Genomic DNA, 25,895 nt, shown 5'->3' with positions numbered 1-25,895 from the left:
GAATTAGCAGACGATTTCGATTTTAATAGTCAGGATGGTACCCGAATGTTTTTACCCAATGACTTATCTAAAAAATGTATAAGGAGTGAAGTGGATGAAGTGGTTGAAACGAATGAGTGCGGTGCTATTAAGTGGCACACTGCTGGTTGGAAGCTTGGGTTCAGGGTCCGAAGTATCGGCTGCTGGAGCTTATACGGCTGTGGCTGATCCATCGAAACAATATCAGACAGTGGAAGGTTGGGGAACATCGCTGGCTTGGTGGGGTAAGGTCGTTGGTGAATATTCAAATCGGGATGAATATGTGGAGAAAATGTTTAATCCAGCGACAGGAATTGGCATGAACATTCTGAGATATAACATCGGAGGCGGGGATGACCCTTCATCCAATGTCCTTGAATACCGTAAAGCGGTTCCTGGTTTTCAACCTTCTCCAGGTGTGTACGATTGGACTGCCGACGCTAATCAGCGTTACATGTTGCAAGCTGCCAAGGCACAGGGAGTCAACATCATTGAAGCTTTTGCTAACTCGGCACCTTACTGGATGACGATCAGTGGCGGTGTCTCGGGAGCGCCGAATGGCGGTAATAACCTCAAGCCGGATTATTATGATGATTTTGCTGATTATTTAACGGAGGTTGTGAAGCATTTCTGGGATCATTGGGGCATTACATTTGATACGGTGACACCACTGAATGAACCAATCTCGAATTGGTGGAAGCAAGGGAATGATCAGGAAGGCATGCACTTCGGCCTTGCTGAGCAGAATGCGATTCTAAGTCAGGTTCAGGCATCATTGATTGCCAAAGGACTAACCACCAAGCTAAGTGCACCGGAAGAAAACAATCTGGATGATACCAACACCTCCTATAAAAGCTACAGCACTGCCGTTCAATCAGCGATCAGCCAGATTAACACACATACGTATAATGGTAACAACCGGACAGCAATGCGTAATACGGCAGCATCTGCGGGCAAACACTTATGGACATCCGAATACGGAGATGGAGATGCAAGTGGTCTTACCATGTCACGTATCATTCTGAAGGATATGCGTAACATGGGAGCTACGGCTTGGGTGTACTGGCAGGCCGTAGATAGTGCGGAAGGCTGGGGATTTTTCAAAAACGTGCTGAACAATACAAAAACGACCAGTTATACGGTTAATCAGAAATACTACGTTATGGGGAATTACAGCAAATTTATTCGTCCAGGTTACAAAATCATTGGCATGAGTGATGCGAATACCCTTGCGGCGTATGATGCGGCATCCGGCAAAGTGGTACTCGTTACGACAAACTCGGAATCTACCGATACTTCGGTAACCTATGATTTGAGTCGCTTCTCAAGTGTAGGTTCGTCCGTACAAGTGTACCGAACTTCGGCAACGGAGAAATTACAACAGCTTACGAACATACCGGTCCAAAACAAAAAGTTTACAACGACGTCTAAAGCGAATTCGGTAACTACTTATGTGATCTCTGGCGCAGCCTACAGTGGCAGCACAGGGTATGAAGCAGGGGCTATTTACAAGCTTGTTAACCGTAACAGCGGTCTTGTACTGGATGTGAATGGTGCTTCATCAGCCGGAGGCGCGACCATTATTCAATGGAATGATAACGGAGCAGCCAATCAGCAATGGAAGTTGGAGCCGGCAGGCAACGGATATTACAACATCCGGAACGTTGGCAGCGGATTGTTGCTTGATGTCAATTCCGGTTCCACACAGGGCGGAGCATCGCTAATTCAGTGGCAGGCTAACGGAGGTTATAACCAGCAGTGGCTGCCGATTGATGTAGGCGGATATATTGTTTTGGCGAATCGCAACAGCGGCCTTACTGTCGATATCAACCAAGGATCGATGAGTGCGGGTGCTTCTACGATTCAATGGGAGGATAACGGCGGAGCGAATCAACAATGGAGTCTGGTTAAGGTGAACTAGAGTACAATCTCTTCGATTGTAGGATGATGCACGAGGAACAGCTTGCTTATAGCAGGCTGTTTTTCATTTGAGAGGATCTACTGGCTTAGCATTTCGGGATTGCAACAAAATGAATCTCCCTTACGTTACAAAGGATATACCATTTTTACTGGGGGTGGGTACAAATGAAGCATAAATTCATATTAAGTAAGATGCCAGTTATGTTAGTAACAACTATGTTAGTAACGACCCTTATTCTCATCGGATGCGAGACTGAAGGTGATCGTGGAGTCATGGCTACCGGTGATGCAGGGATTTCAAATGAATCTGTCCAACAAAAAGTACATGAGGAACCCAATTTCGAAGCTATGGTTCTGGATAAAAATGAATCAACGATAACCGTATCACCTACTAAAAGTACGGAACAACAATACATATTGGGAACGACAGGAGTAGATTATAGTGCTCAGGTTGGTGACGTAGTGCGGGTATGGACAACAGGTCAGTATGAGGATAGTTACCCTAGTCGAGGGGTAGCTACCAAAATAGATCAGGTGAAATGAAGTTATAGTTATAGTGGATACATCTGCCTTTTGATGTCTACTTAACCGGGCTATGACCACGTGCAAGCTGCTCTTTTTTTCTATAATGTAACCCTAATCCCCATACTGTGCAGCCATGGCTTGCAACTTGGTGCGAATCTGGTCACGGACCTGCGGGGGATGCGTCACATGGGCATCTGTTCCCAAGCCAAGAAAGAAACCGACCACCCAAGGGGTGTAGCTTGTGCCTATATGAGCATGAATTGTTCCTGAGCCGTCCTCGTTGACCTTCAAAAATTGTGATAACCACACATCCGATTGACATCTTCGCACGCCTTCTGGCGACAGTGAGACTTTAAGTTCCAGTGGTGTTTCCAGATCCTCACGTATGATCCATTCTTGAATATTTTCTTCGTTCAGATCGACTTTTTGGCTTTGATCCACTTCACATTGCAGTCCACTAACCCGGTCAACCCGAAATACACGATGATCCATTGCACGAAAACAATAGGCCCTACAATACCATAAACCATTCATCGTATACAGTCCAAGAGGTTGAATCAATCGATCCTGGACCGAGCTTGCTTCATAGCGAATTTGTACGATTCTCTGTTCCAATGCCGCCTCCAATAGTTCCTTCAAGTAACGAACATCGAGTTCATGCGGTGGTACCCAGAATATGAGTCTTTGCTGCATTCGTTCAATTTTATGTTTGAGGTCACTGGATAAATAATGGAAAAACTTGCGTAACGCACTTTGTACTTCATTGTTAAAAGGTAGAGATTTATAGTTCTGTAACGATTGAGCGGCAAAAAACAAAGCCATAGCTTCATGCTCGGAAAAACTGATGGGTGGGAGCACCTTTTCTCGTAAAACACGATACCCACCATGAGGACCAACTTCGGAATAAAGGGGGATGCCCAGTTCGCTTAATTCCGCCAAATCTCGAATCATGGTTCGACGTGATACTCCGCATTCATCGGCCAGTTCTTGTACGGTAAACGTTCTGCGTTCATTCACTAACATAATTAACTGAACAAGCCTTTGCGCTTTGTGCATATATACTCCCTAAAATTAATTTATAATCATGCCAGTACTTGTCACTATTATCTATTATGCTTAATTTCGAAGTCAAGACGAGTTGCCTTCGATTCGTGATATAGAAACTTTGGGAGGAATAATAATGAATGAAGTAACGGTTATTGGTTTAGGAAAGATGGGGGGAGCTATAGCTCAAACATTACTGGAAAAGGGATATCATGTGACTGTATGGAATCGTACAGCGACAAGGGCAGATTCCATCGTTGAAAAAGGAGCAGTACTCACATCTACGGCGGCTGAGGCAATTCGTGCTAGTCAGGTATCCATTATCTGTGTGTCTGATTACAAGACTTCATATGAAGTACTGCATGTAGAAGACGTACATGCGGCCTTGTCGGGGCGAGTGCTCATCCAACTTACTACAGGAAGCCCTGAACAGGCTCAAAAGATGGAAATCTGGGCAAACACCCATGGTGCTGCATATATAGATGGAGCAATAGCGGCTGCCCCAACCCAGATCGGTGGCTCTCATGCAACCATCTTCACTTCTGGATCGGTGGAAGCTTTTGATCAAGTAAAGCCGGTTCTCGGTGCACTAGCAGGTCATGTCCCTTATTACGGAGAACAGGTTAGTGCGGCTGCTTCAATTGACCTGGCATTCCTCTCTTATCTGTTTGGATCATATCTTGGATTCTTCCACGCATCACGAATTCTTGAATCCGATGGTTTGCGTATTGATGATTTTGGTTCTATGATTGCTGGAGTCTCGCCTATGATTGGCTCCATTCTTCAATACGAAGGTGAGGTCATTCAACATTCCAAATACGAAAATCCACAAAGTTCTCTTCAAATGTCTATGGTAACGGTTGGTCTGCTCATGGAACAGGCGCGTGAGAAGAGTATGAATAACGAGTTTCCGTTGTTCTTGCAAAACATGTTTCATAAAGCTATAGAAGCTGGTTATGGCGAGCAAGATATAGCATCACTTGTGAAAACGATGCGTTAACAATTCAATAGAGGGCATTTATCTTGAAGAATGAATGCGCCGATCTATTCAATCGAATATCTAAAATTAGTTATAAATTACTCGCGACCATTCCCGATTAGCCAGGGGGTGGTCTTTTTTACTCCTCTTAACCCATGGTGATCATTCTATTATATGACTTGGTTAGATCTAGTTGACGTAGTAAAATAACACAGGGACTATAACATACATAAATGGAAGAGATTTTGCATGTAAAGGAGATTACGTATGGATACATTATTTACATTTGACACGTTTCCGCAAATAGAAACAGAGCGATTTGTGCTCCGTGCAGCAACAGACAGTGACAGTGGGGATCTGCTGGCACTGTATTCAGATGAGACTGTCGTCGAATATATGCCCTTCACACCCTTCGAATCCGAACAGGATGCATTAGATGAGATGAGCTGGTATAAGAAGATTTTCAATCAACAGACGGGTTTACGCTGGATGATCGAAGATAAGCAGTCTCATCAAGTCATTGGAACGTGCGGATATCTGGAGTATGAAGAGCAACATCATCGCGCAGAGATTGGTTATGATCTGCTTTCATCGTGCTGGGGCAAAGGGGTGATGACTGAGGTTGCTCGAGCTGTGCTGGAATTTGGATTCAACCAGATGCAATTGAACAAAATTGAAGCGAAGGTGGACCCGGGAAATGAGGCGTCCATTCGTCTACTGCATAAGCTGGGGTTCCGGCAGGAAGGTCTGCTACGGCAGCATGAGTTTGAGAAGGGCAGATACGTTGATCTCGCTGTTTTCTCGAAGCTACAGAGTGACAACTAGCCCCTGTCTTCCATTTTCATGTCCATCACATACTCAACTCCCATCTCAGTCCTTGTCACCATAATGTGATGTCTTGTCCCGTGAATCAGGCTCATGTTATATTGGAGAGATGTGAGGGGATGAGAATATGAAGCTGGTGTCCTGGAATGTGAATGGACTTCGAGCGTGTGTGAATAAAGGATTTATGGATTATTATCAACAAAGCGAGGCCGATATTTTCTGCCTTCAGGAGACGAAATTACAGGCTGGACAGATCGAGATGGATCTGGGCGAAGACGTCTATCAGTACTGGAATTATGCGATCAAAAAAGGATACTCCGGCACGGCTGTATTCAGCCGCATCAAGCCCTTGTCTGTGTATTACGGTATGGAAGAGGACAGCGAGCCGGAAGGCCGGATGATTACGCTGGAGTATGATGCCTTTTATCTGATTAATGTCTATACTCCCAATGCCAAACGTGATCTGACCCGGCTGCTTTACCGTCTGGAGTGGGAAGACCGCTTCCGGTCCTATGTCCTGCAACTGGAGCAGACGAAACCTGTAATCATCTGTGGGGATCTGAACGTGGCTCATCAAGAGATTGACTTGAAGAACCCGAAGCCAAACATGGGCAACTCTGGATTTACGGATGAGGAGCGAGGCAAGATGACTGACCTGCTTGCATCAGGATATGTGGACAGTTTCCGTCATCTGCATCCAAATCAAACCGATGTGTACAGCTGGTGGTCGTATATGCCTAAGGTCAGAGAGCGGAACGTGGGCTGGCGCATTGATTATTTTCTTGTGTCCAATCAGCTTGCACCAAGTGTAGCTGAAGCCTATATCGACTGTCATGTCATGGGCAGTGATCATTGCCCGGTAGGCGTTAAGCTGAAACTGTGAGAACACACACTTAGCAAACAGAACCTGACAACCGTTTGTATCCCGATAAAGGGATGCAAGCGGTTTTTTACGTTATCCTGCGCCTCAGAGGTAGGGGAGAGGAACTGGACTTTGGTTGGGGAAAGGACTGGACTCCGGATTGTTTCAATCCCGCCATTTCTTGGGTACGATTGAATCATACATATATTATAAATTGAATTGTTCAATGATACAGAAGGAGGAGGGTTGTATGAAAAAGTTCAAAGTCATCACCCGATTCCTATCGATCCTTGCAATAAGCTGTCTGATATCTTTGACGGTGTTATCGTTGTCAGTCATCTGGATTGACATACCGTAGATGTGTACACGTTATTCAGCAGACAATGGAGTTCGACTAAACGAAGGAGGGATGGGCAATCAGCATACAGAAGCATACTTCAGATGTAAGAATGTGATTTGGAGAATGACAACATAAAACAACCAGAAGGAGTGATTTTTAATGGTGAAAAAGAAAAAAGTTTTGCTGGCCTGTGCTGCGCTGGCTATGATGGTGGCTTTAAGTGCGTGCAGCAGTGCTGCTGACGAGCCCAAAGGTGAATCTGAGAAGGTAAATAGTGAAGCAACATCTGGAACCGCTGAGCCAGCTGCTACAGAAAATACAAGCGAAGCAGCGACAGATACAGATAAAGGAGCCGCATCCACGCCGGCAACTTCGGAATCATCTGCAAGTAAAGGTGAAAGTAGTGCGGCGGAAGGCATGCCGGAATACTTGCCTAAAGATTTCCCGTTACCGGACGATGCCAAGATTACGACAGCGACTTCCGGAGAGAATGAAGGGAAGAAATCGGCAATGATGATTTTTACTACGGAACAGGACATGAAGACGGTATCGAAGCTGTACAAGGATTATTTTACAGAGAAGAAACTGACAGACTCCGGACAGCTGATTGATGAGAAAAATATTGTTATTCAAGGGACTGATCCGGATACGAAGCAGGAATGGTCTATGATCGGTGGAGCACTGGCGAGTCAGGAAGGTGTCGTTGAACTCACGTTAACCTGGTCTGAGTCGTAAAATCAAAATAGAATCTTTATACATGAACTTGTTTATTTACCCACACCTTGTGGTGGTACAGCGTTAAAGCTGTCCCTCTGCAAGGTATTTTTGATTTACATCTGGAAACCTGACAAGTTACATGTTATGTTATATCCTTAGATAGACTTATAGACAAAAGATTCAGACAGGGAGAGGATTAAACATGATTAAAGTTGGTATCGTAGGTTACGGTAACTTGGGTAAAGGTGTCGAGAAAGCAATTACCCAGAATGATGATCTAGAGCTGGTTGCTGTATTTACACGTCGTAATCCAGAGCAAATGGTGGCTGAAGGTACAGAAGTTCGCTTTGAGCATATCTCTGCGGCTGAGCAGTACATAGGCAAAATCGATGTCATGATCTTGTGCGGTGGTTCTGCGACGGATTTGCCGGAGCAGACACCTGTAATCGCTAAGCTATTTAATACGGTAGATAGCTTTGATACCCACGCAAAGATTCCTGAGTTCTTTGAAGTTGTGAATGCGGCGGCTGAGCAAGGTGGACATGTAAGCGTGATCTCAACAGGCTGGGACCCAGGCTTGTTCTCGATGAATCGTCTTCTCGCGCAATCTATTCTGCCGGAAGGGAAAGAGTATACATTCTGGGGCAAAGGGGTTAGTCAGGGTCACTCCGATGCTATTCGTCGTGTACCTGGCGTGAAAGCGGGCGTGCAGTATACGGTTCCTGTAGAAGAAGTGATTGACCGCATTCGTTCAGGTGAAACACCAGAATTGTCCACACGTGAGAAACATCTGCGTCAGTGTTATGTGGTAGCAGAAGAGGGTGCGAACCAGGATGAGATTCGTGAAACGATTGTGAATATGCCTAACTATTTCTCGGACTACGATACGACAGTTACCTTCATCAGTGAAGAAGGATTGAAATCCGAGCATGCAGGTATGCCACATGGTGGCTTCGTTATTCGCAGTGGAATTACAGGTAACGGACAAAAACAAATTATCGAATTTGGTCTGAAGCTCGACAGCAATCCAGAGTTCACCGCAAGTGTACTTGTGGCATATGCACGTGCGGCGCAGCGTTTGAGCAAGGAAGGACACAAAGGCGCGAAGACGGTATTTGATATCCCGCTGGGTCACCTTTCTCCAAAATCCGCTGCGGATCTCCGTCGTGATCTGCTGTAATCTTAGTTAGTTCGGTAAAATAGTCTTAGAAAAATAGCTCGTCCTTCGGTGGAAGGACGAGCTATTTTTCATTGTGCGCGTTTTTTAGCGCCAATGGGAGGGTTTACTCAAATGGTCAGGTAGCAAGGTATCCGCACTTCCCATAGCAGCGTTCAGCTGAGACTGTGTCAAGAAAATTCCGCCGCGTAGATCGGCTCCCCCAAGATCTGTATCCCGCAAGTCTGCACCAATCCAATCGGCGTTTCGTACATCGGCGTTACGCAGGTTCGCCGCAATCATAAGCGCGCCCCGGAAGCTTGTACCTCTCAGGTCTGTTCCTTGCAAGTTAGCCCCCAGAAAATCCATTCCACTGCGTTTCTTGCCTTTGGGTTTTCCTTTTGCTTTTGTTGTTGCTGGAGCACTGCTACGTACGATCTCACTAGCCTGAATCAGCAGGGTATTCACATTTGCTCGATGGCTCGTGATGTCCAACTGTAGCAGAGCTGCCGGTTCCAGATCACTCAGACGCGCTACATCAGGATAGGCTTTTTCCAGTGAGGCATGTAGCGAAGACGTATCGGGCCGCATCATAACCTCTCTCATATAACTGATCAGCTCATGAATTTGACGTAGTACAGGCAGGCAATCATACATTTCACGTGCCGTTTCGGGATGGGTACGCCAGCTTCTGTCCGCATACGTCACTTGTGATAGCTTCTGACCTGCACCAAAACAGTCATACACGGTGCAACCTTTGAAGCCCTTCTGTCGGAGCTGGGTGTGGATACCACATCGGTAGTCCTCCCGCAGATTGGGACAAGGTGTACCGCTGGACTTGTCAAAAGCAAAGTCAGAGGATTTGCCATAAGGCAAGGCCACGCAACATAATCCGTAACACTGCTCGCAGTCTGCTTGCAGATGAGGATGTTCAATGTGGTGTAAAGAATGGTTAGACAACATACACACTTCCTTATCATAATAAGAACCTGCTGATCTCAATTGTAACGATAAAATCATGTCATTTTCACTTTACCATTGTAAGGAAGTCACTTCAATGAAATGCATTATGTTAAAATATGAAAAGAGTATTATAAGTAAGAGAACATGGGATTGACCACGAATGGAGGTAGCAGAACATGGATGAATTCAAGATACGTCAAGCTACCCGGGAAGATCAGGAGCAGCTGGCTAATTTACGGGCACTGGTGCTCTATGATGATTTGACGCGTTTAGGGCGCTATGATGAGATTCGGGTGAGGGAGCGTTTCCGCAATACGTTCCAGCCGGAACATACACAAGTGCTGGAGCTGGAAGATACGTTAATTGGATGCGTGTCATTAAAACCGGGAGATGGAGAGTTTTTGCTAGAGCACTTCTACATTGATCCGGACTATCAGGGCAGGAAACTAGGCACAAAGGTGCTTAACATGTTGCTCGAACAGGAATCAGTCAAGGGCAGACGTGTGACGTTAAACGTGTTGCAAGGAAGTCCGGCGAAGCGTTTATACGAACGATTTGGGTTTACGGTGGATGATGAAGATGAAGTAGATGTGTTCATGTCTAGAGATTATCAAGGGATCTGGACCTCTAATAGTTGAGTATATTGCACGATAAAAAAGAAGCCTCTTCTCTACTAGGCCGCTAGGCGACCATTGCATGAGAAGGTAAGGCTTCTTTTTGTATGAATCATTTAAGAATGCGGTGAAAAAAATTACACGACGCCTTGGGCAATCATCGAATCGGCTACTTTGAGGAAACCAGCAATGTTTGCTCCAGCAAGCAAGTTGCCTTCGCAGCCGTATTCTTCAGCTGCTTCTACGCAGCTTTTATAAATATTTTTCATAATGTCATGCAGTTTGGCATCGACTTCTTCAAATGTCCAGGACAACCGCATGCTGTTCTGTGACATTTCAAGAGCGGACACGGCTACACCGCCGGCGTTCGCAGCTTTTGCAGGGCCAAACAGCACGTTAGCACCAAGGAATACATCAATGGCAGCCAGAGTGGACGGCATATTCGCTCCTTCACCAATGGCTTTGACACCGCCTTGAACCAGAAGGTTTGCCGCTTGCTCGTCGATTTCGTTCTGTGTTGCACACGGCAGCGCGATATCACAAGGGATAGACCAGATGCCCTCGAAGCCTTCGGTATACGTCGCATGCGGGTGTTCTTTGACGTATTCGCTGATCCGCAGACGCTCAACCTCTTTCAGACGTTTTACCGTATCCAGGTTAATGCCTTGCGGATCATGTATGTAACCGCCGGAGTCGCTGCATGCTACAACGCGAGCACCAAGCTCCTGCGCCTTCTCGATAGCATAGATGGATACATTGCCGGAACCGGAGACAACAACGGTGCTGTCCTTGAAGCTAAGCCCTTTGGATGCAAGCATTTCATTAACGAAGTATACGCAGCCATAACCCGTTGCTTCTTTACGTGCGAGACTTCCACCGTACAACAGACCTTTGCCAGTCAGTACACCTGCTTCATGTCCGCCGCGAATTCGTTTGTACTGACCAAACATGTAACCGATCTCCCGAGCGCCTACACCAATATCACCCGCAGGTACGTCAGCGTCCGGACCGATGTATTTGTACAGCTCTGTCATGAAACTTTGCGTGAAACGCATGATTTCCTGATCCGATTTTCCTTTTGGATCAAAGTCAGAACCGCCTTTACCGCCGCCGATTGGCAGGCCAGTCAGTGCATTTTTGAAAATTTGCTCAAAGCCCAAAAATTTGATGATGCCCGAGTATACCGATGGGTGGAAACGAAGTCCGCCTTTGTAGGGGCCAATCGCGCTGTTGAATTGTACACGGAAACCGCGATTCACCTGAACTTTACCTTGATCATCGACCCAAGGCACACGGAACGTGATAACCCGTTCCGGCTCAACAAGTTGCTCTAGCAGACTGTGGTTTCTGTATTTGGGATGTGCTTCGATGACGGGGATCAGTGAATCCAGGATTTCCTTAACAGCCTGATGGAATTCATTCTCGTTCGGGTTTCTTGCGATAACTGATTCATAGACGGAATGAACATATGCTGCGGCAGTAGTAACTTGAGATGACGTTGAACTTTCTTTAGTAATCGTGGACACTTTTTCAATGCACTCCTTTATCGTGTTAAAGTATGTAGATACCTATTTGTACAATTTGCATAAAAGTTTGTAGTTAAATATACAGGAAAGGAAATAAAAATACGAGACAAAAATCCATAAAATGTTTTTTATGAGGCAATTAAAATGTTCTATAGATCTATCATTAAATGTAAAGAATATCGTGAAATGTTGGATAATATACCCAAAGTATAGAATTAAAATCCAAGTTAGCGGAATTGATTGGATTAATAATTTCATTTTGGTAAGATGGTAAGAAGGGCTCGTAATTCGGGCTCTTTTATTATAAGAAGGAGGACAACAGGATGATGATGGGTAACAACAAGCGAATCAACGTGGAGAACAAGGCATGTATAGGAGGTGAGATCTACTATGAACCGTAGGACTCCACTTGACAATTGCAGAGAAATGCTGGTGAGTCAGCTGTTGACCCTGGGCGAAGAGAAAAGAACTTTTCTTGACGCTTATTTTGACGTGCGTAATCCTGAGCGTATACTGCTGGATAAACAATTAACAGCCTATACAGACCGAGTAGAGCGATTACTTGCTGGTCCGGATGAGCTGTTAAGCTCCGTTGTGCTGATTGGTAGTCAGATTGAACTGGAATATGTCGATTTTCATACATCGGATAAGTTAACGATTGTTATGCCAGAGGAAGCAGACCCGGACGAAGGACAGATTTCATTCCTTTCTCCTGTGGGACGTCAACTGCTTCTGGGGAACAAAGGCGAAATGAGAGCCATCTCTACCCCTTCGGGTGACATGAAAATACGTATAGCAGACATTCAATGGGCTTTTGAACAAAGCTCAGAGCTGGTGCAGGAGCTTGAGCAGGCTGATGAGGCGAAACCAAATCCGCTGAAAGGCTTGACTCAGGGAGGTGCAAATCATGCACTTTAAAGAAACGGATCTGCCAGGCATTGGACGTAAATACTGGCTGCATACTCGCAGCGGGGAGCATCTTGTCATCGTGGTTCATAATGATGAGCGGCGCGATTTATTCCATATGGAATCTGGAGATCAAGCGGAAGATCTCGGAGATATGGTCTCTCTTGTAACCCTTGACGATGATGAGGCAAGAGCCGTAGCTGCTATAGTCGGTGGCATGACGTATAAACCTCAGTTCCAGAACGAACGGGAAGTTATGCTGGAAGGGTTGCTGATTGAGTGGCTACGCATCGAACCCCATGCGGCGTGCATCGGGAAGACGATTGGAGAGATGAACATCCGTCAGGTTACCGGTGTGGCGATCCTGGCGGCGGTTGACAAAGAGAAACAGAAACAATTCAACCCCGGGCCAGAGTATGTGTTCACCAGTGGGGCAACAATTGTTGTTGCTGGTGAACGTGACCAGCTTAAGCAGCTCAAACAATGGTTGACCGATGGGCGGATGTAGCGTATGGATATGCTCATATTTGAAGTGGGGGTTGCCATTGCGCTGATTACACTTACGGGATTAATATCTGCACGACTACGATTTTCGGTTATTCCATTTTACATTCTGGTCGGTATGGCCGTTGGACCGCATGCACCACAGTTTGGCATTGTGGATTTACGATTTATCGAAAGCTCGTCTTTTATTGAATTTATGGGCAGGCTGGGTATTTTATTTTTATTGTTTTATCTGGGATTGGAATTTTCGGTCTCACGGTTATTGAAATCGGGGAAAGCCATCCTCACCGGTGGCATATTCTATGTGGCTCTCAATTTTGTCTCAGGATTGCTACTGGGCTGGTTCATGAATCTGCCACTTCAGGAAACGATGGTCGTATGCGGGATCATGACCAGTTCGTCGACGGCTATCGTTGCCAAAGTACTTGTGGATTTGAAACGTACCGCGAACCCAGAGACAGAAATTATTATGGGCATGATTATGTTTGATGACTTGTTTATTGCCATTCATATTTCCATTCTGACTGGACTTGTGCTTAGCGGAGCAACTTCATTTGGAAGTGTACTGCTGGTATCTCTCTCGGCTTTGCTGTTTATTGTACTGTTCCTGATTATTGGCAGGAAGAGTATTAAGTATATCGATAAAGCATTGAACATTAAGTCCTCGGAGTTATTCCTGCTTACGATTATGACATTGCTCTTCCTCGTAGCAGGATTCTCGGAAACCTTACATGTGGCTGAGGCTATCGGTGCGTTGATGATCGGCCTTGTGCTTGGGGAATCCAGACATGTTAGCCGAATTGAGCAGCAGATTATGCCGTTCAAAGACTTTTTTGGTGCCCTGTTTTTCTTCAGCTTTGGCCTGACCATTGAGCCATCCTCCCTCGGTGGAGCTGTAGGGATGACACTGATTGCCGTCGTGCTGACGATTCTGAGTAACTTCGGTGCAGGCATGATTGCAGGAAAAATGGCTGGAGTATCGAACAAGGCCTCGTTAAATGTGGGCTTTACCCTGGTATCTCGGGGCGAGTTCTCGATCATCATGGCGAACATCGGCAAGGCTGGAGGTCTGATGGCATCCATTCAATCCTTCGCTGTGTTATACGTGTTGATTCTGGCTGTCCTTGGGCCTATTCTGACGAAAGAATCTCCTCGCCTCTATGCGAGGTATGAACGATTCCGAAATCGGGAGAAACGCAAGGAAACTGGATAAGGGTTAGAGAAGCGCGTCGCACGTTGCTGGAGAATGAATGTTCTCCCAAGTGTGGCGCTTTTTTATGCGATATAAAGCAGGACTTTAGATGTGATTTTTCGAAAATATATTTAAATATTTTAAAAATTATGTAAAATAATGTTATTCATTGTCTGTGACAAGGAAGAACTATATTTTAGAATCACAGCCAAAATGATAGGGAGGGAATAACACAATGAGCAAGAAAAGTAGATTCCAGCGTTTCAGAAGGTCTGCCACAGGTATACTGCTCGGTCTTGTTTTGTTTGCTTTACCTGCATCTGCTGCTTGGAATGATACATATCAAGGGTATGCAACATACACGGGCTCGGGATACTCGGGCGGTGCTGTATTGCTGGATCCGATTCCAGCAGACATGAAGATTACCGCGCTCAATCCATACCAGCTTAATTATAATGGTGTCAAAGCTGCTTTAGCTGGAGCCTATCTGGAAGTACAGGGGCCCAAAGGGAAAACCGTGGTATATGTAACCGATTTATATCCGGAAGGAGCTAGTGGAGCACTTGATCTCTCACCGAATGCGTTTAACCAGATTGGAGATCCCAAAGCAGGGAAGATCAATATCAGCTGGAAGGTAGTCAAAGCGCCGATTGAAGGGAACGTATCTTATCGGATTAAGGAAGGTAGCAGTCAGTGGTGGGCAGCCATTCAAGTCCGTCATCATAAATATCCGGTGCTGAAGTTTGAAGTGAAGCAGAAGAACGGCTCATGGCTTAATCTCGAAAAACAGGATTATAACCATTTCCTTGGCACGGGATTAGGTAAGGAACAATTAAGTATTCGGATCACCGATATTCGTGGTAAAGTGGTGTATGATTCCATTCCGGCTCTGCCAAACGATGGATCAGGCGGTGCATATATCGTACCGGGTAACGTGCAGTTCCCGGATTAAATGAAATGTGGCATCAAAATAAGTATGATCATGGATGAGTCATAAAGTCGTACATCGTACGGCTTTTTTGATGTAGAAAAAGGAGCGTACATATGCGAAAAAGCTTGCCTTCTTATAGAACAACACATTTATATTGGAAGCAGTATCAGTCATTTTTTCCTGAAGAAGTAAGATTGGATGAAAACAACTCCCCGGAGGAGGAGTGGTGGGAAAGCCATGGAATTCATCTTCATATTGATCGTTTACCCGTGCCAGAATCACCTATCAAAATACTGTTCATTCATGGTGCCGGGGGGAATGGCAGGTTACTCGCCCCCTATGCACGAATGCTACAGCAACATGGATACGAGGTGATATCACCTGATCTGCCGCCGTACGGTCTAAGCTACGCAATGCACGGCACGCGGATGAACTATGAGTTATGGATTACACTGTTAGATGCCCTTATGGAGATGGAATACAAGAAAGACGGAAAACCTTTCGTTGTATTGGGGAGTAGCATTGGAGGCATGTTGGCCTATCATGTCAGTGTAAGGAACAAACATGTGAAGGGATTAATCGCAACAACATTTGTAGATACGAGTGATCCACATATGCGTGATCAGATTGCTCCGAATCAGTTCGTCAGTCGTGCAGGTAAACGTATGATGGATCTTTTCCCTGGTGTATTAGATGCTGTACGAATCTCGGTTAAACGGGTTTCTCGAATGGATCTGATTACGAACAACAAGGACCTGACCCGTCTCATTATGAATGATCCACAGGCGGCGGCCACGTCTGTTCCTCTGGAATTATTAAGAACTTTCCTGAATAAAACGCCAGAAGTGAGCCCGGATCAATTCAGTCAGTGCCCGGTTTTGCTGGTTCATCCTGAGATAGACCCGATGACTCCGTTACATTTCAGTCAATCTTTTTTTGATCGTCTGACCGTGGAGAAGGAGTGTGTCATTTTGGAGGGAGCAGGTCATTTTCCGATAGAGCAACCGGGTCTGAGACAATTGAAGGAAGCGGTTCTAAGATTTTTGCGAAAAATTCATTAGCTTTCATAACGTGCCCTGATTTATGGAATGAAGGATATGATATTGCATGAAATACATAGTTCACTATGCTTATTACGGATAACATCTCCCTTTAAGGGAGGTGAATGATAATGTTTTTGATATGAATTGCGCTACCGCCAACCTGAATCTGAGTAATTTTATTGAAGCTGTCCAAAGTTAATCTGGCTCGGATCTCGGAGGGACAGTTCATAGTGTACCCCTGTCTAATTGTGTACGTGTGATGAAGAGGAGCTGTAAGCTGGTTGTAAAGATATAAATAACAGAGCATGGCGCCATTGGATGTGCCCGTTGCGCTCTCTTCCGGTATATCATACAGTGGTGCAAAATTACGACATTCTGTCAGAACGTCCATAACATTTGATTCGAGTGTAAATACGTGATAACCGATGGCATGATGAGCCCTGCTTATTTCTGTGATACGTTGGAAGTCAGGATCAATTTTGGTTAGAACATCAATATCTTTAACGGCTATCATGATATCGGGTAGTCCGGTAGACACAATTTGTACAGGCAGTTCAGAATGCAATTCTTCCGTAGAAATACGTAACGAATCGGCAATCTGCTGTCGATCGACAATCTCCTCAAACTCCGGCAACGTCTGAGACAGATAGACTCCTCCATTGACTTCAATAACGACTTTAAGAATTCCGGCTAGTGTCTCCAGTGTATATGTACCAACATCAACGAGATGCTGTGTCTTCATTAGATAAAATAAAGCAATCGTGGCATGCCCGCAGAGATCAACTTCGTCACTTGGAGTGAAGAAACGCACTTTGAAATCAGCCTGATCCGATGGCATAACAAACGCAGTCTCTGAAAATCCGACTTGTCTGGCAACCTCCTGCATCTGGGATACAGACAAATGCGCTGCTTGTAAAACAACCCCTGCGGGGTTTCCACCAAGAGCTTTGTCCGAAAATGCATGTAATGTATTCACTTCAACCTCCATATGGTTACCTCGCTTCTTCAACTTTTAGATTAAGTAATGGACTAAGGTTTAACATAATCGATAATCGACATTATATCACGATTGTTGAACTGTATAGGAATCCCGGATTGTTATGAATTTTGAATGAATAGGTCAAGTGACCAATGGGAAGGGGTAATGAAGGGAGAGATAGCATAATGATAATCTAACGGAAAGGCTGGGATTTTTAATGAAAGCAATTGTGATTGAGGAATTTGGTGGAGCGGAACAATTGAAGGAACAAGAAGTAGCCAAGCCATCCTGTGGAGTCAATCAGGTGCTTATCCGAACGCATGCCACGTCGGTCAATCCGGTGGATTTCAAAATCAGACAAGGTTATATGAAAGAAGCAGCGGATCAGCTGCCGATGATTTTGGGCGGTGACGTGGCAGGGACTGTGGCTGAAGTAGGTTCGAATGTCACGCGGTTCAGAGAAGGTGATCGGGTATTCGCCCGCCCACGTCAATTCGGAACCTATGCGGAATATGTTGCTGTAGATGCAGATATCGTGGCCCGCATTCCTGAGCAACTCAGCTTTGAGGAAGCAGCAGCGATTCCACTTGCCGCGATGACAGCTTGGCAGGCACTTGTTGATCATGGTCGTTTGGGCAAAGGACAAAAGGTGCTCATACATGCCGGTGCCGGTGGAGTAGGCACATATGCCATTCAAATTGCCAAATCGTTGGGCGCTGAAGTGGCTTCCACGGCGAGTGCAGCAAACGAAGAACTGCTCCGCTCGTTGGGTGTGGATCATTTCATTAATTATAAAGAACAGGATTTCTCACAGATCCTCTCAGACTACGATGTTGTCCTGGATACGATGGGCGGTGACATCCAGCGAGACAGCTTCAAGGTGTTAAAATCTGGAGGACGTCTCGTATCTCTTGTACAACAGCCGAATGAACAACTGGCGAAGGAAGCTGGCGTGACGGGTAACGTGTTCATGATGGAGCCGAAGGGAGATCAACTGGAACAGTTGGCCGAACTTGCGGCTTCCGGGAAACTGAAGTCGATTATTGATGAAACCTATCCGCTCACTGAGCAGGGTTTACGTGATGCTCACGAAAAAAGTGAATCCCACCATACACGGGGCAAACTGATCATTATTGCGGATTAGTCTGGAAAGGGTGATTGTAACTTGAGAGGTCGAGGATGTGGGCCCGATTGATTGAACAAATCAATCGATTTAATGAATGACTTTTGTTGACCTACCCTAAAATTCAATCAGAAAATTAAACGCCGTTCTCCAAAAAGGAGAGCGGCTTTTTTGTCTTTCTTGTTTGGTTATATGCAGTTTGCGGAGTTTGACAAAGATCAATGTAATATGGTGGGTAAATATTCTTCAGCGAAGATGGACACTCGGACTGTGAATAAGAGTATTTCTGAAAAAACAGGCTGTATTAATCATGCCAAATGAATTGTTTGATAAAATTGGTTAGGTAACAATGGTATTTGCACACGGCATGTGGTCACAAAAATGAGATCGAGACCAGAGCTGCTCGTAGAACTGAGAGTTACATTGAGCTAATATGACGACATCTATGAGGATTGGGACGAGAGGGCGAATGATTGTCTTAAGCCAGAGCGGCTCAACCCCTTAATATTGTTCTGAGATGTGATTAAAAGGCGATGCCATTAGGAGACGGAAATTGAACCCTTTCTTCTTAATAATGGTACTGAGCTTGAGGCTTGAAGTTTTTTTGTTAATCCTCTTTGTAAGATATGGTTTTCTAACTTTAGATCATGAATCCAAGGGATATCATCTTTAATAAAGTGCTATATTTTAGTCGTAAATAGATAATTAGTAGGGGTGAGAGGGATGTCACCCACAATTAGATCTTATGCAGCAATTTTTCTATATTGCTTATCAACGAAGCTATGTAATAAGATTAATGATGTGTTTAAATCTCAAATTTGAAGGAGATAGGAATCATGTTAGTTATTGTCATTCTATTATTTCTTTTTTTTGCACCAACTCTAGGTATATTTATCGCCTATGGTTTTGGTTCTTTACTCCTATTGAGTATTCCTATTATGCTTCTTTTATGCGGTGTAGCTGGCCTTATACTATGGCCAATCAATAAGTATTTTGATAATCCTAACAATGAGCGTAAATATCGAGCGTGGGTTGATTCTTTATTCGCGAAAAGCGATGCGAAGAGAAGACGAGAAACAGGTGATGTTACAACTGAAGAAACTAATGCTGTCATTCAATACTTTGATGAACACCGCTCATTTAAAGCCTGCCCTACATATTTGTCACTCTCACCTCCGCAGAAGCAGACCATGCTTAAGCATATGTATTCGTATAATTCTTATAGTGTCATGGTTATAGCTAAAGATTCAGAGCGAGTATCTCAGCCTAGATAAAGGTTTGAGACGATCATGGTTCAGATTCAACCGTTTTATAATGAAGTGATCCCGTAAAGTTAGACAGATTACATTTTTAAGCAACTTGTTGGGCATGAATCCCGTACCGTACCGGACTCATGCCTTTTAGTTTTGCCTTAATGCGTTTGTTGTTGTAATAATCGATTTATTTGGATAGTTCTTGTTTAAAATGCGAGATATTTTCAAATGGCTTTAAATACAAAAACTCGGATTTCATGATGCCAAAGAAGTTCTCCATGACGGCGTTATCGCAGCAGTTCCCTTTACGAGATATACTTAGCGTAATGCCACGTTTTTCAAGGGCATGACGATAAGGTCTCATCTGGTAGTGCCAGCCTTGATCTGAATGGATAAGGAGTTTATCTTCTTTTGTTAAACTGCAAAATGCTTGATCTAACATCGTGGAAATAAGCGAGTAGACCGGTCTTGAACCCATCGTATATGTAATAATTTCTCCGTTATACAGATCAAGTATGGGAGATAAATATAGTTTTCCTCCGAACAATTTAAACTCTGTAATGTCCGTAACCCACTTCTCGTTTGGCCTCTCAGCGTAGAAATTGCGTTCTAATAGGTTCTGGGCAATCTTGCCAATTGTCCCTTTATACGAACGATATTTCTTCACACGTACCAAACATTTTAATCCCAATACTTTCATCAAACGCTGTACCTTTTTATGATTCACACGGTGTCCACGATTGGTTAACTCATCGCGAATACGACGATAACCATAGCGCCCCTAATGCTCCTTATAAATCGCTTGTATCATGTCTTTTAGCTCTAAATCCTTGTCTACCGTACCAAACGCTTTTATGACGTAATAATACGTGCTACGAGGGATATCTGCTAGCTGTAGAAATGCTTTCACTGAAAATTCATTCCTTAGTTCATAGACTACTTGAGCTTTGTCTTGTTTGGTGAACTTGTGCAGGAGAAATTGTCTTGAATAATCGCTGCAAAGATGTAATCAATATTGTACCGTTGATCTTGCGACAATTGTACCTTCTAACAAATTAAATCAGCTTCTTCACCAATGTGCAGCGTTGAGATATAATAGGGGAAATTTATTCCATTCTGCATATGAGGTGAAACGGATGACCAACGAACTTATTCAAGCCATTCAGCTGTTGAAAGAAAAGAAATGGGTAGATCTAACCCATACCTTCGGTCCGGCATCGCCGCATTTTTCTGCCTTTGATGCTGCGGAGTTTGATACCCTATTTAACCACGATCAAGGTTTCTTCGCTCAAAGCTTCAAGTTCCCGGGCCAGTACGGCACCCATCTGGATGCACCGATTCATTTTGTTCGTGATACACGTTACTTGGATGAACTAGGACTTAAAGAACTAGTGTTACCGCTCGTTGTAATCGATCAGTCTGTTGAAGTGAAGAACAATCCCGATTTCACCTTGGAAGTGGAGCATATCCTCGAATTCGAGCGGGAGCATGGCAAGATTGAAGCCGGCAGCTTCGTAGCTCTGCGAACCGATTGGAGCAAACGCTGGCCGAACCATGAAGACTTTGATAACAAGGATGCCGATGGGAACAGCCACGCACCCGGATGGTCTGTTGCTGCACTGAAATTCCTGTTCGAAGAACGGAACATTAAAGCGATCGGTCACGAGACGTTTGATACAGATGCAGCGGTAGATTATCAGAAAAATGGTGCCCTATTAGCAGAGTATTATGTGCTTGCACAGGATACATACCAGGTCGAACTGTTAACGAACCTCGATCAGGTTCCCGCTACAGGAGCTGTCATCTTCAATATCGTTCCGAAAGCGGAGAAAGCATCAGGATTCCCGGTGCGCTCGTTTGCTATTCTGCCTTAAAGTTCTACAGACCAAAACGTAAGTGCAAGCTGCTATAACATTGAAAAATATGTAGTGAATCAAAGGAGGCTTAACAAGCCTCCTTCTTTGGTTGAATTCTATCTATTTATGACTTGAAGAGGTATCAGAGCTAAATCGCTCAGAGATGTTTTTCTTCGTCTTTCGCCGGCGCATCCATCGCTTGACCAAACCTTCCTCTTTGCGTTCCTGTAATGTTTCCTTCATGCCCTGAATCATGAACTCGGAGCGGCGTCTGTCGTCGCGGCTGATCTTACGTAATTCCTTGATAAATTTGTCGTCCATCGTATTATGCCTCGCTCATTCAGTGTATAAAACCATTATACCGAACATACGTTCTTTTATCAAGTTTTACCATATAATGAATTGCATTAACCCTACCCGTGAAAATAAGCACAGGTTTATTCGTCTATTTGTGAGAAGATGGCACAGTAAGTCCATTTATTTCAGTGGCCTGTGCAAATTGAGAATACGAAGGGAGCGGTTCGCAATGACAGATCGATCAGAAAACTCAGGAAATTCAGGAAACTCAAACAACTCAGATAAATCATATCTTCTTGCAGCGATGCATGGCTTGCTGGGGCTTGGAGCAGTGATTGGGGGGTTCATGCTGATCTTAGATCCGTCGGGGAAAATGTTGAATATGCCTGTTTCTCTACTGGAACGCTCTCCTTTTTCCGATTTTTTAATTCCTGGAATGATCTTGTTACTGGTCCTTGGTTTATTCCCTATCGTTATTTGCATTGCTCTCCTGAGAAGAATTCATTGGACATTAGTGGAAAAGCTAAATCTTTACCCTAAACGCTACTGGGCGTGGACGTTTTCCTTGTATACGAGTTATGCTCTGCTCATCTGGATCATCGTGCAACTGTACATTATTCAAACTGTTTCCCTCATTCATTTGTTCTATTTTGCCTGGGGACTGGGTATTCAGATGGTTACTTTACTGCCTGACATACAACGAAGATACAGCATATAATCAGAGGACAAGGCGGTGCTTAGTCTAAATGATGAGGTTTATTTTTCATATTGACAAGGAGATGTGATGTCTGCATACTTACGATATAAACTTTATAAAGTGTATTTATTAAGTTCTGAAAAGTAAGCATTCGCATCTTGAGAGGAGCAATGCCGTTGGCAACCTGGTTTTTATTGATCATCTATTTGGCATTTATCAGTTTGGGGCTCCCGGATTCTTTGCTCGGTTCTGCATGGCCGGTCATATGGCCAGAGATTGGCTCCTCGGTTGGAGCAGCAGGTCTTGTATCCATGATTGTTGCAGCTGGAACGATCGTCTCCAGTCTCGCAAGTGGTCGTATAATCCGCAAGCTGGGTACAGGCAGCATTACATTACTTAGTTGTTTGCTCACGGCCGTTTCTCTGCTTGGATTTTCCATGGCTCCCTCTCTGGTCTGGTTTATTATACTGGCTATTCCCCTTGGACTGGGAGCGGGTGCGGTAGATGCAGCGTTGAATCATTATGTGGCAGAACATTATAGGGCTCACCATATGAACTGGCTGCATTGCTTTTGGGGTGTAGGTGCAACAACGGGACCGTTCATCATGGCTGCCTCTATTGCAGGTCAGCACTCCTGGAGAGGTGGGTACGCAGCCGTTGCCGCTATTCAATTTAGTCTGGTCATTGTGCTCCTGCTTACCTTGCCATTGTGGAAACGTGTGGCAGCGACCCGCCAGACTCCGAATCTGCTGGACAGCAAAGCGGTGGATGAAGCGGACGAGACCTTAACGACAAAGCTCCTGAATATAAAAGGGGTTAAACCTACACTTTTTGCTTTTCTGTTCTATTGTGGGGTTGAAATGACTGTTGGACTCTGGGGGGCTAGTTATCTTGTCGGTACAAGAAATGTTTCGGCAGAAGTGGCTGCAGGATGGGTTTCGCTCTATTATGCGGGGATCACATTCGGAAGGCTCATTACAGGCTTTATTACCTTAAAGGTATCTAACCTGCTGCTCATCCGCTACGGTCAATGGACCACCATTATCGGTGGAATTGTCTTATTGCTGCCCTTGCCTTCCGGGTTTGCTGCTGGCGGTTTGGTACTGATCGGCCTCGGATTGGCTCCAATCTATCCTGGACTTTTGCATGAAACCCCCACCCGTTTCGGTAAAGGCAGTGCAGCGAGACTAATGGGTTATCAGATGGCAGTTGCTTATACAGGCACCACATTGCTACCGCCGCTTTTTGGATTGCTGGCATCGAAAGCAGGAACGGCTTCTTTTCCGATTGTTGTGCTTGTACTACTTGTTCTTATGCTGGTTTGTGCAGAAATTGTCAATCGCTTAGTCGTGAGACCACAACAATTACACAAGAATTAAGGAGGAGGAGAGAAAGATGGCTTATTTAATTATGGCTGTTGTCATCTGGGCAGGTGTTTACGCGAACATGGCTTTGTCCAAACAGTCGATGGACGTACAACCTGTACGATCTATAGATGATCTGTTTGAATGAGCATTATGTGCAAAGCAATGTATAATGTTATGATATCGAGTACGATAACATGAATACGATTGCTTTGGTCTTTTGAACCAGAGTGGAAACGAGAGGGTTATGAAAAAGGCAAACGCTACAATGATGAAACACATCAATATGAATAATGTGCGTGAAGTCATGCAGCAACAGGAAACCGCAACGAAACCGCAGCTTGCTTCATTAACGAATCTTAGTGTAGTTACCATTAACGCTCTAATTCAGGAGTTATGTGATGGCGGAGAGCTGATTCAAGATCAAATCGTTCCCTCGAACGGTGGTCGCCCTGCCCAAGCATACCGATACAATTACAATTATAGACTTGCGTTGGTTTTGTCCATGAAAGAAATGAAAGGTCAGGGGTTAATCTCGGCCACGGTAATCAATCTCGAGAATGAGATTGTGCTGAAGGAAGAGAACATGCTACCTGTTTTTGATAAACAGCATGTGCTGCAACTTATAGCACGTTTCATTGCGGCACATCCTTCCATCCAAATGATCGGAATAGGTATCCCGGGTCAGGCTGTCGACGGGGATATCACGGTAAGTAGCCATGATGAGCTTATTCATTCCCATCTGATTCGGGAGATTGAGCGTGAATTCCAGTTACCTGTTATTGTCGAGAATGATGTCAATGCAGCGGTTAGCGGCTACTACACACAACATATGCATACAAAGGGGCAGGATGTAGCGGGCATTTATTTTCCAAATCGTTACCCGCCTGGTATGGGCATGGTGCTGAACGGACAAATCATCCGTGGCAAAAACGGGATGTTCGGTGAGATCAAGTATCTTCCGTACTCACCCGACTGGAAACAGGAAATGAGCAACGAAGACTATACGGGTCATGTGTGCCGGATTCTACAAACGGTTAATGCGGTTGTTGCCCCTCATCAGATTGTCATCTATCAGGAGCGAGTGGAGACTGAGGTGCTCGACGCGGCGTGGAGACAATATGTAAAGGAGCATATGATGCCGACACTGCCTGAGATTGTATACCAGAACTCGTTTCAGGATGACTTTGATGCAGGGTTGAGAGGTGTGGTTCTTCAAGCTTTGAAATCCTCCATATTATCTGAAGTGTTATGATCCGCAGGACGAGTTCTGTGGATTTTTTTGCTGACATGAGTACACGACGTTCTTCGGAAATTTCTTGTTGACATGGAACCAGTTACACGGGATACGATTCTATTACGGCAAAGAGAACTTTCTGCATACTTTATAAATATTGTTTATAAACATCACCTATCAATCAACTGGAGGGACACATCATGATTAAACTGGTTGTAACCGATTTGGACGGAACTTTTCTAAACAGTAAAGGATCATTTGATATGGAGTTATTCAACGAAGTTCATGAGGGGATGAAACGTAAAGGCATTACTTTTGTAGCATGTACCGGAAAGCAGTGCGAGCGTGTTGAAAAATTATTTGGTGAGCACGGCAAGGGAGTTTGGATACTTGGAGACAGTGCGGCCAGAATCAAGAAGGATGGGCAGGTGGTTCGGGAGTTTAGCATGGAGCCTGCACTAGCATTGCAAGCTATTCAGGAAATTCAATCATTTGATCCCCAAATGACGATTATTGTCTGTGCAAGCGATGCAGCTTATGTGCATACTTCGATTTCGGATGAGATGTATGACGTTGTGAAAGGCTCGTATGAACAGGTCATCAAAACGGACTCTTTTGCAGGCATCAGCACTTCTTTTATTAAAATTACGGTATTCGATACCCAAGGTCGTTGCACAGCATTACGAAAACATGTGGAGCACACGATGGAAGGACAAATCTATATTGTTGATTCTGAGCCAAGGTGGCTTGATATTACGGCACTGCACACACACAAAGGTGAAACGGTCAAAACATTGCAGGAGATGCTGGGCGTAACTTCACGTGAAACGATGTCCTTCGGTGATGGCGAAAATGATGTGGAACTGATGGCTATTGCCAAATACAGCTTTGCTGTGAGCAATGCATGCGAGAATACCAAACGTGCCGCGCAATTCATTACGAAATCCAATGATGAAAATGGCGTATTGCGAACGATTCAGGCGATCATGGATTTGCAGGCATAACCTATAGATGAGGGGGAATC

Annotated in this window: 25 protein-coding genes and 1 pseudogene; 20 read left to right on the top strand and 6 right to left on the bottom strand. The window is 44.7% G+C overall.

Translation table 11 applies throughout. The annotated features are described in order from the left end of the window. Nucleotides 1-94: 94 nt before the first annotated feature. Nucleotides 95-1,939: an RICIN domain-containing protein gene (locus tag MHI38_RS08840; protein ID WP_341181186.1), complete on the top strand. Its 1,845-nt coding sequence runs from the start codon at nt 95-97 to the stop codon at nt 1,937-1,939. A gap of 215 nt (nt 1,940-2,154) precedes the next feature. Further along, a complete protein-coding gene (locus MHI38_RS08835; protein WP_341181185.1) occupies nt 2,155-2,481 on the top strand; it encodes a hypothetical protein in 327 nt (108 codons plus the stop codon). 93 nt (nt 2,482-2,574) lie between these two features. On the opposite strand, the gene MHI38_RS08830 is transcribed toward MHI38_RS08835, so the two are convergent. Further along, nucleotides 2,575-3,519 (bottom strand): helix-turn-helix transcriptional regulator, encoded by a 945-nt coding sequence (locus MHI38_RS08830; RefSeq protein ID WP_341181184.1) that lies wholly within the window; start codon nt 3,517-3,519, stop codon nt 2,575-2,577. Between the two features lie 124 nt (nt 3,520-3,643). Between MHI38_RS08830 and MHI38_RS08825 the strand changes: the two genes are divergently transcribed. From MHI38_RS08825 to MHI38_RS08805, 5 genes are all read left to right on the top strand, one after another. Next, nucleotides 3,644-4,507 (top strand): NAD(P)-binding domain-containing protein, encoded by an 864-nt coding sequence (locus MHI38_RS08825; RefSeq protein WP_154957909.1) that lies wholly within the window; start codon nt 3,644-3,646, stop codon nt 4,505-4,507. Between the two features lie 246 nt (nt 4,508-4,753). Further along, on the top strand, nt 4,754-5,311 hold the full coding sequence (locus tag MHI38_RS08820) for a GNAT family N-acetyltransferase (RefSeq protein WP_154957908.1): 558 nt from the start codon (nt 4,754-4,756) through the stop codon (nt 5,309-5,311). A 127-nt stretch (nt 5,312-5,438) separates the two neighbouring features. Next, the gene (locus MHI38_RS08815) at nt 5,439-6,194 is read left to right on the top strand and encodes an exodeoxyribonuclease III (RefSeq protein ID WP_341181183.1); all 756 of its coding nucleotides are present in this window, start codon (nt 5,439-5,441) and stop codon (nt 6,192-6,194) included. Between the two features lie 478 nt (nt 6,195-6,672). Beyond that, on the top strand, nt 6,673-7,248 hold the full coding sequence (locus MHI38_RS08810; protein ID WP_154983303.1) for a hypothetical protein: 576 nt from the start codon (nt 6,673-6,675) through the stop codon (nt 7,246-7,248). 184 nt (nt 7,249-7,432) lie between these two features. Then, nucleotides 7,433-8,410 (top strand): diaminopimelate dehydrogenase, encoded by a 978-nt coding sequence (locus MHI38_RS08805; RefSeq protein WP_341181182.1) that lies wholly within the window; start codon nt 7,433-7,435, stop codon nt 8,408-8,410. A gap of 84 nt (nt 8,411-8,494) precedes the next feature. Here MHI38_RS08805 and MHI38_RS08800 read toward each other — a convergent pair whose 3' ends face one another. After that, a complete protein-coding gene (locus tag MHI38_RS08800) occupies nt 8,495-9,346 on the bottom strand; it encodes a pentapeptide repeat-containing protein (RefSeq protein WP_341181181.1) in 852 nt (283 codons plus the stop codon). Nucleotides 9,347-9,525: 179 nt separating this feature from the next. Between MHI38_RS08800 and MHI38_RS08795 the strand changes: the two genes are divergently transcribed. Continuing rightward, entirely contained in the window at nt 9,526-9,987 is a 462-nt protein-coding gene (locus MHI38_RS08795; RefSeq protein WP_341181180.1) for a GNAT family N-acetyltransferase, read from the top strand. A 113-nt stretch (nt 9,988-10,100) separates the two neighbouring features. Here the strand turns inward: MHI38_RS08795 and gdhA are convergent, their stop codons facing one another. Continuing rightward, the gene (gdhA, locus tag MHI38_RS08790; protein ID WP_418792660.1) at nt 10,101-11,489 is read right to left on the bottom strand and encodes an NADP-specific glutamate dehydrogenase; all 1,389 of its coding nucleotides are present in this window, start codon (nt 11,487-11,489) and stop codon (nt 10,101-10,103) included. A 390-nt stretch (nt 11,490-11,879) separates the two neighbouring features. On the opposite strand from gdhA, the gene MHI38_RS08785 reads away from it, so the two are divergent. The 5 genes from MHI38_RS08785 (at nt 11,880) to MHI38_RS08765 (ending at nt 16,083) form a co-directional block, all read left to right on the top strand. Then, complete coding sequence (locus MHI38_RS08785; protein ID WP_154887758.1) at nt 11,880-12,407, top strand: GreA/GreB family elongation factor; 528 nt, start codon at nt 11,880-11,882, stop codon at nt 12,405-12,407. Then, nucleotides 12,397-12,903, top strand: a complete 507-nt coding sequence (locus MHI38_RS08780) for a cation:proton antiporter regulatory subunit (protein ID WP_186809605.1) — start codon at nt 12,397-12,399, stop codon at nt 12,901-12,903. The genes MHI38_RS08785 and MHI38_RS08780 overlap by 11 nt, the downstream gene beginning before the upstream one ends. Before the next feature lie 3 nt (nt 12,904-12,906). Next, nucleotides 12,907-14,112, top strand: a complete 1,206-nt coding sequence (locus tag MHI38_RS08775; RefSeq protein WP_154887760.1) for a cation:proton antiporter — start codon at nt 12,907-12,909, stop codon at nt 14,110-14,112. 214 nt (nt 14,113-14,326) lie between these two features. Next, nucleotides 14,327-15,043, top strand: coding sequence for an expansin EXLX1 family cellulose-binding protein (locus MHI38_RS08770; protein WP_154887762.1), 717 nt, complete (start codon nt 14,327-14,329; stop codon nt 15,041-15,043). A 92-nt stretch (nt 15,044-15,135) separates the two neighbouring features. Next, complete coding sequence (locus tag MHI38_RS08765; protein ID WP_154887764.1) at nt 15,136-16,083, top strand: alpha/beta fold hydrolase; 948 nt, start codon at nt 15,136-15,138, stop codon at nt 16,081-16,083. 91 nt (nt 16,084-16,174) lie between these two features. On the opposite strand, the gene MHI38_RS08760 is transcribed toward MHI38_RS08765, so the two are convergent. Further along, the gene (locus MHI38_RS08760; RefSeq protein WP_318294936.1) at nt 16,175-17,041 is read right to left on the bottom strand and encodes a PhzF family phenazine biosynthesis protein; all 867 of its coding nucleotides are present in this window, start codon (nt 17,039-17,041) and stop codon (nt 16,175-16,177) included. A gap of 220 nt (nt 17,042-17,261) precedes the next feature. Here MHI38_RS08760 and MHI38_RS08755 point away from each other — a divergent pair, with 220 nt between their 5' ends. After that, complete coding sequence (locus tag MHI38_RS08755) at nt 17,262-18,188, top strand: zinc-binding dehydrogenase (protein ID WP_154887768.1); 927 nt, start codon at nt 17,262-17,264, stop codon at nt 18,186-18,188. An 815-nt stretch (nt 18,189-19,003) separates the two neighbouring features. Beyond that, complete coding sequence (locus MHI38_RS08750) at nt 19,004-19,441, top strand: hypothetical protein (RefSeq protein WP_090915201.1); 438 nt, start codon at nt 19,004-19,006, stop codon at nt 19,439-19,441. Between the two features lie 76 nt (nt 19,442-19,517). Here MHI38_RS08750 and MHI38_RS08745 read toward each other — a convergent pair. Next, a pseudogene (locus MHI38_RS08745) lies at nt 19,518-20,387 on the bottom strand (IS3 family transposase); the annotation flags it as partial. 169 nt (nt 20,388-20,556) lie between these two features. Between MHI38_RS08745 and MHI38_RS08740 the strand changes: the two are divergent. After that, on the top strand, nt 20,557-21,294 hold the full coding sequence (locus tag MHI38_RS08740; RefSeq protein ID WP_154887770.1) for a cyclase family protein: 738 nt from the start codon (nt 20,557-20,559) through the stop codon (nt 21,292-21,294). Between the two features lie 102 nt (nt 21,295-21,396). Here the strand turns inward: MHI38_RS08740 and MHI38_RS08735 are convergent, their stop codons facing one another. Further along, nucleotides 21,397-21,597, bottom strand: a complete 201-nt coding sequence (locus tag MHI38_RS08735) for a hypothetical protein (protein ID WP_154887772.1) — start codon at nt 21,595-21,597, stop codon at nt 21,397-21,399. Between the two features lie 205 nt (nt 21,598-21,802). On the opposite strand from MHI38_RS08735, the gene MHI38_RS08730 reads away from it, so the two are divergent. The 4 genes from MHI38_RS08730 to MHI38_RS08715 all read left to right on the top strand — a co-directional run bounded on the left by MHI38_RS08730 (nt 21,803) and on the right by MHI38_RS08715 (nt 25,875). Next, nucleotides 21,803-22,291, top strand: a complete 489-nt coding sequence (locus tag MHI38_RS08730) for a hypothetical protein (RefSeq protein ID WP_090915194.1) — start codon at nt 21,803-21,805, stop codon at nt 22,289-22,291. Between the two features lie 149 nt (nt 22,292-22,440). Further along, on the top strand, nt 22,441-23,649 hold the full coding sequence (locus MHI38_RS08725; RefSeq protein ID WP_154887776.1) for an MFS transporter: 1,209 nt from the start codon (nt 22,441-22,443) through the stop codon (nt 23,647-23,649). Between the two features lie 256 nt (nt 23,650-23,905). Further along, nucleotides 23,906-24,889 (top strand): ROK family protein, encoded by a 984-nt coding sequence (locus MHI38_RS08720; RefSeq protein ID WP_341181179.1) that lies wholly within the window; start codon nt 23,906-23,908, stop codon nt 24,887-24,889. Nucleotides 24,890-25,071: 182 nt separating this feature from the next. Next, nucleotides 25,072-25,875: an HAD-IIB family hydrolase gene (locus MHI38_RS08715; protein WP_308722892.1), complete on the top strand. Its 804-nt coding sequence runs from the start codon at nt 25,072-25,074 to the stop codon at nt 25,873-25,875. Nucleotides 25,876-25,895 lie beyond the last annotated feature (20 nt).

The sequence above is a fragment of the Paenibacillus sp. FSL K6-1558 genome (assembly GCF_038002565.1).
GTDB lineage: Bacteria > Bacillota > Bacilli > Paenibacillales > Paenibacillaceae > Paenibacillus > Paenibacillus polysaccharolyticus.
Note: the sequence above shows the minus strand (reverse complement) of the source record. Positions and strands in the feature narration are given on the sequence as shown.